This window comes from Amnimonas aquatica, from assembly GCF_002943415.1.
In the GTDB taxonomy this organism is placed as follows: Bacteria; Pseudomonadota; Gammaproteobacteria; order Pseudomonadales; family Moraxellaceae; genus Perlucidibaca; species Perlucidibaca aquatica_A.
On the sequence record NZ_PTQZ01000062.1, the window covers coordinates 1 to 8,244 of the forward strand.

Sequence of the window (8,244 nt, forward strand, 5' to 3'; positions counted from 1 at the left end):
CTCGCCTGACATCAAGCGTGCAATGCCTGAAGGAGTCACCATAGCGTCTACCATGACATCAACCAGCTTAGACGCCAGCATCATGCCAAAGGCGGCAAATCCGTCAGCATGCTGAGACGACGACATCTCATCCATCAGGCGCTCATTGAATTGTTCCTTGAGGTTGGTACGCAGGACGGGGAAGTCGACGCGCTCCGCCAAGGCCTCTTTGTCGCGCTCCTTCAGCGCCCCTTTGATCTGGTGGATCGTTAGAAACGGACCCGCCACTACATAGCCGATCACTAAAACAAGAACCCCCACAACAGCCCAGATACCCTTCTTCACGAGACAGCTCCTTGCCATAGCCTTCGCTCGAGCATGCCATGCTTTTTATCAAATGAGGGTTGTGAATCAAGCCGGGTTTCGTGGAGGCCGTTTCGTTTAAGTCAGGCCGCCATGGCCTGACCTGCTTGCTGCCGGTAGAAGTTTGCCTCAGCTTCTGCCGGCGGGATATCACCCAGTGGCTCCATCAGACGCTTGGTGTTGTACCAGTGAACCCACCGCAATGTCGCCATCTCGACCGCNCGGCCAGTGCATTGTCATAGCTGTCGCCCTTGCTGCCCACCGAAGGCTCGATACCGGCCTCGGCCAAACGCTCCGTATAGCTGATGGAGACATATTGGCTGCCCCTGTCGCTGTGATGAATCAGATCGCCTGAACGGTCGAAGCGACGGGCATGCAAGGCCTGCTCCAGCGCATCCTACGTATCGCCAATCAGTTGACCACAGTTTGCCAATCTTACTGACCTCGCTTTTTCATTGACACTGACCACAGCCGCCGCAGGATTTGACCAGTTTGGGTCAGAATTTGTAGGGTCAGTTGCCCCCTACAGTCGGCAGCCTAATGGTAAATCGTGTCATCCCTTCTTGAGAGCTGACTTCAATGCTTCCTTGATGGGCCATCACGATGGAGCGCGTGATGGCTAGTCCGAGTCCGACCCCTTCTTCTGTACGCTGACGCGCGCCATCTACTCGATAGAAGCGCTCGAACAAATGCGGTAGATGCTGTTCGGGAATGGTGTCGCCCGTATTCTGGACGGTGAGGCAGGCGTCGTGTTCCTGAGTGGAAATAACCACACTGATGACCGTATCCGGGTAGGCATGGCGCACAGCATTGGACACCAGGTTGCTGATCACACGGCGCAACATCAGAGCATCTCCCATGACCACCGCCTGCCCACTGGCTTGCAGGATGAGGGACTTGTCGGCGGCCAGGGCCTCATAGAACTCCAGCACGGCCGTGACTTCGCTGGCCAGTTGCACGGCTTCCCGATGAGGCATGATCAGGCCGTTGTCGGCCTTGGCCAGGAACAACATGTCGCTGATCATGCGCGCCAGACGCTCGAACTCCTCCAGATTGGAGTACAGCACCTCGCGGTAGTCCTCATCCGAGCGCGGCTTGGACAGCAGCACCTGCGTCTGCGTCATGAGGTTGTTGACTGGAGTCCGCAGCTCGTGTGCCAGATCCGAGGAAAAAGCCGAGAGACGGTCCAGGGAGTCGCTCAGGCGATCCAGCATGGCGTTGAAGGCGCTGGCCAGCGTCTCCAGCTCCACCGGCACGGTCGTCGTGGACAGCCGATCCTGCAGATGCCTGGCGGAGATGCCTTCGGCGACCACGGCCATACGCTGCAGCGGCATCAGGCCACGTCGGACGGCCAGCCAGCCCAGCGCGACCATGAGCACCAGCCCACCGACACCGATCAGGAACAGCTCGCGCTCGAAAGCGCGGAGGAAGACTTCATGATGCAAGGTGTTGATGGCGATGCCTACACGCCAGCGATGCTCAGGTCCCGCCACATCGACCACGGCCAGTCGGTAGTCATGTTCGCCATCCGACCAGGCTTGCAAAGTCGCGCCTGGGGTCACTGTCTGCAGCGCTGCCAGCGGCAGCCCATCGTGACCTGACGCGAATACCTCCTGGCCATGGTCATCCTGCACCCGCACCACCAGATCATGGTGTCCGACCAGCGCACTGGCGAGTTGCCGGCGTATGCGCGCCTCGTCGCTTTCGGTAGCCGGACTCAACAGGATGTTGCTGATCAATTCCAGCTTGCCGGACACGGCCGCCCGGTCTTGCTCGGCAAAATGCCGATTGACCGATACCTGAATCACCAGCCCCATGACCACAAACACCAGCGCGGCCAGCAGCGTGAAGAGCATGCTGGTGCGCGCGGTGATGGAGTCAGGTAGCAGACGCATCATCTGCAGGAGCCTCCAGTACATAGCCCATGCCCCGAAGCGTGTTGATCAGCTTGGTGTCGAAACCGGTATCGACCTTGGTGCGCAGACGTTTGATGGCCACTTCGACCACGTTGGTGTCACTGTCGAAGTTCATATCCCAGACCTGGGAGGCGATCAGAGAGCGTGGCAGCACTTCGCCTTGGCGGCGCATCAGCAGCTCCAGCAGCGCGAACTCCTTGGCGGTGAGGTCGATGCGGCGACCAGCCCGGATGGCGCGGCGGCGCAGCAGGTCCAGCTCCAGATCGGCGACTTTGAGCGTGTCGGTGTCACGCGAGCGACCACGGCGCAGCAGGGTGCGCACACGGGCCAGCAGCTCGGCAAACGCAAAGGGTTTGACGAGATAGTCGTCAGCACCCAGCTCAAGACCCTTGACGCGATCCTCCACCTGGTCGCGTGCGGTGAGAAAAAGCACCGGCATCGACAGCCCCGCCTTGCGGATACCTGCCAGCACCTGCCAACCCGTGATCTCGGACAGCATGACATCAAGGATGACCAGATCGTAGTCACCCGTCAGCGCCTGGTGATGCCCGCTCAGGCCGTCGGTCACCCAATCGGTGCTATAGCCCGCCTCGGTGAGTCCCTTTTTGAGGTACTCGCCGGTCTTGGCCTCATCTTCAACCAGCAGGATTTTCACATCCGCCCCCTCTCTGCAGCTTGCTCTGATGGAACACTAGCGGGTTTGCGCAAGATTAAGTCAGGCTGACAAAAATGTAATCTTGAGGTCAGGTTGCTGTCCTGATGTCAGTCGCATGATGACCCCATCAAATGTTCGTGATGGGGTTATGCATGCCGTCGTTCATGTCGTCTCAGACCAAGCCATCCGGCGCTTCAGCGCGGGGTCGCCATGGCATGCGTCTGCTGCCGGCTGGGATCGTGCTGGTGCTGGCAGGTTGCGCCTCTCTGCCTGCTGACCGTGGACTGGCGAACGTCAACGAGCTGGTCAAGGCACGAGATCCTGGCCTGGCAGCCAAGCCCACCAGCATGCGGGCGCAAGACAAGGATCTGAACCAGCAGGTCGATACCTTGTTGGCGCAGCCGCTGACGGCGGAGCGTGCGGTTGGCGTGGCCTTGCTGCGCAACCCCAGGGTACGTCTGGAGTATGCCCGGCTGGGTCTAAACCAGGCGGACTGGGTGGAGGCCAGCCGATTATCCAATCCGGTCTTGTCGTTTTCAGCCATGAACTCCAACGTCAGCGGCGATGCGACCAAGCTGGGCTACGGCCTGGCGCAGAACTTCACCGATCTTCTGTTTATCCGCAGCCGCAGTCGGCTGGCAAAAGCCGAGCTGATTCGCCTGCAGGCTGAGACCGCCCTGTCTTTGCAGGAGCTGGCTGCGGACGTGAACGAGGCCTATTTCGAGGCTGTTGGCAGCGCCCAGATCGCGCAGATGCGCACTGTCATTGCCAAGGCCACTCGTACCTCTGCGGACCTCGCCAAACGTTTTCATGACGCCGGCAACATCAATGCGCTGGAACTGGCACGCGAACAGGCGGCGGCTGAGCAGGCCGAGCTGGATCAGGAGGCCGCGCAGGCTGAAGCGGAGTCGGCGCGAGTGACGCTCAATACCTTGATTGGGCTCGCCACCAACAAGTCGTGGCAACTGGATGCACGTCTTCCGTTGCCGGTGTCGGATGAGTCATCGGCACAGGAGCTGATTGATCTTGGCTTGAAGCAGCGCCTTGATTTGGTCGCCGAACGTATGCGAGTCGAGCGCTCGGATGATGTTCTGGGTCTGGCCAAGACGCTGCGCTGGATACCTTTCCTGGAAGTCGGCATTGCCGGAGAGCGTGACTCTGACCGCTCCCGCTCACTCGGCCCGACCGTTGCGCTGGAGCTGCCGCTGTTTGGCAAGTCGGGCAGTGGTGTTCTGCGCGCAGAAGCCTTGCAGGAGCAGTCCAGGGCCAATGTCGCCCTGCTTGAGGGCGAGGTTGCCAACGGCATTTCCAAAGCCTATGCGCGTATGGTTTCCGCCCGGACACGTGTCCTGCGCCATCAGCGCGGGCTCATCCCGCAGCGCGAGGCCATCGTGGCCCGGACGCAGGAGCTGCAGAACTACATGATCGTGGGGCAGTTCGAGCTGCTGCTGGCCAAGCGTGAGGAATACAACGCTTACGAGGGCTACCTGGCGGCCTTGCGCGATTACTGGAAGTCGCGCGTGGATCTGGCCCGGGCGGTGGGCGGTGCGTTGCCCAGCGACACCCACATCGGCGAGCTCAGCATCAGTCCAATCATGCTGCCGGAGGCTGCCTCTGCCGGTACGGGGCATGCTGGTCACAACATGCCGGCGATGGAAGGCATGGACCACAGCCAGGATGGCGCCTCTGCGCCACTGAATCAGCCTGCCATGACCAGTCATGACATGAGCAACATGGGCGAGATGAGTGGCATGGACCACAGCGGAATGACCGGCATGGAGGCTACGGACTCAACCGTAACTCCTGCACCTGAAGCAGCACCCACGACATCGCCTCACCAAGGTCATTGAAAACCTCTTCACAACGACGGAATCCTAAGGAGCTACATCATGAAAATCGCATACCGCACCACCCTCATTGCCGGGCTGCTGCTGGCTGCCCAGAGCGCTTTTGCTCATGATCCCGCCATGCATGCGGCTGAAGCGGCGGCGGCCAAGGCCGGTCCGAACTGTGCCGCCATGGCCAAAATGGACATGGCGAAGATGGACATGAATGACCCGGTCATGAAGGCCATGCACATGAAGTGCATGAACACGAAGAAGCCGGCTGACGGGAAGGCGGTACCCATGGACCACAGCACGATGCAGGGCATGGACCATAGCAAGATGCCCGGCATGAGCGACAGCACATCGAAGGCACCTGCTGACAAGGCGGCGCCGATGGATCACAGCACGATGAAAGGTATGGACAGCAACACGCCTGGCATGAGCCATGGCATGACGATGCCGGAGCACGGAGGTCACTAATGCTTTCTCGACGCGATTTGCTGCAGTGGGTTGGTGTGGGCGGCGTCGGCCTGCTGGCTGGGGCTGCACGTAATGCCTCAGCCCAGCCCATGAGCCATGACATGTCCAGCATGCCGGGTATGGCAGGCATGGAAGGTATGCAAGGCATGCAGATGCCCAGTGCACCTGCTGTTGCCAGCCCCGCCAAGGTCAAGCGGCACCCGCAAGGCTATCTGCCGGTACGCACGCTCAATGGTTGGACGCTGCCCTACAAAATGAATGGCGGGGTCAAGGAGTTCCACCTGGTCGCCGAGGAGATCGAGCACGAATTCGCGCCGGGCTCACGAGCGAAGTGCTGGGGTTATAACGGCACCACGCCAGGCCCGACCATCGAGGTGGTCGAGGGTGACCGCGTGCGCATCTTCGTGACCAATCGACTCGGCGAGCCCACCAGTGTGCATTGGCATGGCATTGATCTGCCGTCCGGTTTCGATGGCGTGGCAGGCCTCAACCAGCCCGCCATTGGCGTTGGCGAAACCTATGTCTACGAGTTCACGCTCAGGCAGCATGGCACTCACATGTACCACCCGCATGCGGACGAGATGACCCAGATGGCCTTCGGCATGATGGGCCTGTTCATCATCCACCCCAAGGCGGGCGAAGAGGTGCCCGTGGATAGGGACTACGCCTTCCTGTTGCACAACTGGGCGTTGCATCCTGGCACCTATCGGCCAGACCCCTCCGTGATGCAGGATTTCGACCTTTGGTCTTTCAACAGCAAAGTCTTCCCGGCGATTGATCCCCTGGTCATGCGGACCGGCGAGCGTATGCGTATTCGTATAGGCAACCTGTCGATGTGGAACCATCCCATTCATCTGCACAGCAATCCCTTCTGGGTCACCGGCAGTGATGCGGGGCGCTGGCCAAAGGCCCAATGGCGCAGAGAAGTGACCGAGATCGTCGGCGTGGGCCAGATGCGCGATATCGAGTTTGTGGCCACCGAGCCGGGTGACTGGGCACTGCACTGTCACATGGCTCACCACACCATGGGCCCGATGGGGCATGGGATACCCAACCCGGCCGGGGTCGATCAGTCCGGCGTCGAGGCCGAGATTCGCAAGATGCTACCGGGTTATGGCGCGATGGGGCGCAATGGCATGAGCGAGCACAGCGGTCACGTCGCCATGGGCCTCAAGGGGCCGGAGAACACACTGCCGATGATGGCGGGCGAAGGACAGTTTGGTCCCATCGAAATGGGTGGAATGTTCACCGTGGTCAAGGTGCGCGATGACCAGCGGACCAATGACTTCACTGACCCCGGCTGGTATCGCTACCCCAAGGACAAGATTGCCCGGCGTGTCAGCAAGAGTCCCGACTTTGGTCAGCCCACGCGCCGCAATCCCTATGGCGCACCCGCCCGGAAACCATCTACCGCACCGGAGAGCATGCCCGATATGCCGGGCATGGATCACTCAAGCCATGGCGGCTGAACCAAGAGTTGACTCATGAAAACGCTGAAGATCTTGCTGGGACTGGGCGCGCTGGGTGCGCTTGCAGGGCTGGGCTTTCTCTACTCTGGCATCTACTCCATGGGGGCAGATGACGAACACACCAAGCCGGTTTATTGGGCGCTGGAGACCTTGCGTGAGCGTTCGATTGCCGTGCGCAGCAAAGACATTGCCGTACCGCCTCTCGATGACCCTCAGATGCTGCTCAGTGGGGGCGCAGACTACAATGACATGTGCGCGGGCTGCCATCTCAAGCCCGGCGTGAAAAGCTCTGACATGGCCATGGGTTTGTATCCGCAGCCGCCTAATCTGGCGAAGGGTGCCGCTGAGCATGGCCATGAAGGTGATGATCATGGCGATGCGGCAGCCAGTGCTGCCCGCCAGTTCTGGATCATCAAGCATGGCATCAAAGCCTCTGGCATGCCGGCCTGGGGCAAAACCCATTATGATGCCAGGATCTGGGCCATGGTGGCCTTCCTGCAGAAGTTGCCGCAGCTTGATGAGACCCAGTATCAGATTTTGACAGCCCGCGCGGAACCCATGACCGGTCACGCAGGGCATACCGAGGAAGGCATGGCACCATGAGTCGATCACGCAACACATTCTGGGCCATCGGTCTGCTGGCTCTGGTCTTCGCGGGTCTGGGTGCTCTCAGCCTGCTTTCTGACCAGGCTCCCCAGCCAATTGCCCAAGCGGCGGCTGACACCATCGTGGTTCATAAAAGCCCGACCTGCGGATGCTGTGGCAAGTGGGTGGACCACCTCAAGGCCGAGGGCTTTGCTGTCGAGGTCCATGACGAAGGGGACATGAATGCCGTCAAGTCGCGCCTGGGCATCCCGGCGCGCCTGGCGTCTTGCCATACCGCCACGGTCGGTGGCTACCTGATCGAAGGGCATGTCGCGGCAGCGGACATCAAACGACTGCTGCAGGAAAAGCCCAAGGCTCAGGGCCTGGCTGTGCCCGGCATGCCGGTGGGATCACCGGGTATGGAGGTGGGAGATCAACGCATGCCCTACGAGACCCTGCTCTTCAGCGGCGAGGAGACCACAACCTATGCTCGCCATGGTGACGTGCAGTGAGCACTTGGCGTGTGATCGGACTCGGCCGTGGCCACCTTGAAGCAGCTGCAAGAGCTGACAGGGGCCGAGAAAAACGACCTGGTCTTCCCCGGCACTCGGAACTACTGGCGCCCGATTTCTGAGAATACGATCAACAAGGCTTTGCGCGTCATGGGCTACGGCACGGACGAGCTATGCGGGCATGGCTTTCGTACGATGGCCTGTGGCGCGTTGATTCAATCCGGCTTGTGGCAAGAAGACGCTGTCGAACGCCAGATGAGCCATAAAGAGAGAAATAGCGTACGCCTGGCCTACTCCCACGCTGCCGAGTTCCTTCAAGAGCGTCGACTGATGATGCAATGGTGGGCGGACTACCTAGACGCGAACCGCCTGGAGCACGTGACACCGTTCGACTATGCACACACAGAGCTCGGAGCCGAAGAGCACGCAGGCACGGTCGTGGCGATCAAGCGCAGCCCC

General features: G+C 60.5%; 9 protein-coding genes and 1 pseudogene. 6 read left to right on the forward strand and 4 right to left on the reverse strand.

The features are described 5' to 3' along the window. From C5O18_RS04005 to C5O18_RS04020, 4 genes and pseudogenes are all read right to left on the reverse strand, one after another. Nucleotides 1-324 (reverse strand): DUF2939 domain-containing protein (locus tag C5O18_RS04005; RefSeq protein ID WP_158249260.1); only part of this gene is annotated, 324 nt, incomplete at its 3' end. 101 nt (nucleotides 325-425) lie between these two features. Next, a pseudogene (locus C5O18_RS04010) lies at nucleotides 426-739 on the reverse strand (IS3 family transposase); the annotation flags it as partial. A 115-nt stretch (nucleotides 740-854) separates the two neighbouring features. After that, nucleotides 855-2,240: a heavy metal sensor histidine kinase gene (locus tag C5O18_RS04015; RefSeq protein WP_206389717.1), complete on the reverse strand. Its 1,386-nt coding sequence runs from the start codon at nucleotides 2,238-2,240 to the stop codon at nucleotides 855-857. Beyond that, nucleotides 2,221-2,913 (reverse strand): heavy metal response regulator transcription factor, encoded by a 693-nt coding sequence (locus C5O18_RS04020; protein ID WP_105191674.1) that lies wholly within the window; start codon nucleotides 2,911-2,913, stop codon nucleotides 2,221-2,223. The genes C5O18_RS04015 and C5O18_RS04020 overlap by 20 nt, the downstream gene beginning before the upstream one ends. A 215-nt stretch (nucleotides 2,914-3,128) precedes the next feature. Here C5O18_RS04020 and C5O18_RS04025 point away from each other — a divergent pair, with 215 nt between their 5' ends. The 6 genes from C5O18_RS04025 to C5O18_RS04050 all read left to right on the forward strand — a co-directional run. Next, nucleotides 3,129-4,763, forward strand: coding sequence for a TolC family protein (locus C5O18_RS04025; protein WP_158249261.1), 1,635 nt, complete (start codon nucleotides 3,129-3,131; stop codon nucleotides 4,761-4,763). Nucleotides 4,764-4,802: 39 nt separating this feature from the next. Then, entirely contained in the window at nucleotides 4,803-5,219 is a 417-nt protein-coding gene (locus tag C5O18_RS04030; protein WP_105191678.1) for a hypothetical protein, read from the forward strand. A 101-nt stretch (nucleotides 5,220-5,320) separates the two neighbouring features. Beyond that, nucleotides 5,321-6,688, forward strand: a complete 1,368-nt coding sequence (locus C5O18_RS04035; RefSeq protein WP_241146731.1) for a multicopper oxidase family protein — start codon at nucleotides 5,321-5,323, stop codon at nucleotides 6,686-6,688. Nucleotides 6,689-6,703: 15 nt separating this feature from the next. Continuing rightward, nucleotides 6,704-7,291, forward strand: coding sequence for a c-type cytochrome (locus tag C5O18_RS04040; RefSeq protein ID WP_105191680.1), 588 nt, complete (start codon nucleotides 6,704-6,706; stop codon nucleotides 7,289-7,291). After that, nucleotides 7,288-7,785, forward strand: coding sequence for a DUF411 domain-containing protein (locus C5O18_RS04045; RefSeq protein ID WP_105191682.1), 498 nt, complete (start codon nucleotides 7,288-7,290; stop codon nucleotides 7,783-7,785). Before C5O18_RS04040 ends, C5O18_RS04045 begins: the two co-directional genes overlap by 4 nt. Nucleotides 7,786-7,812: 27 nt before the next feature. Next, the coding region (locus C5O18_RS04050) for a tyrosine-type recombinase/integrase (protein WP_338132501.1) at nucleotides 7,813-8,244 on the forward strand (432 nt) is incomplete at its 3' end.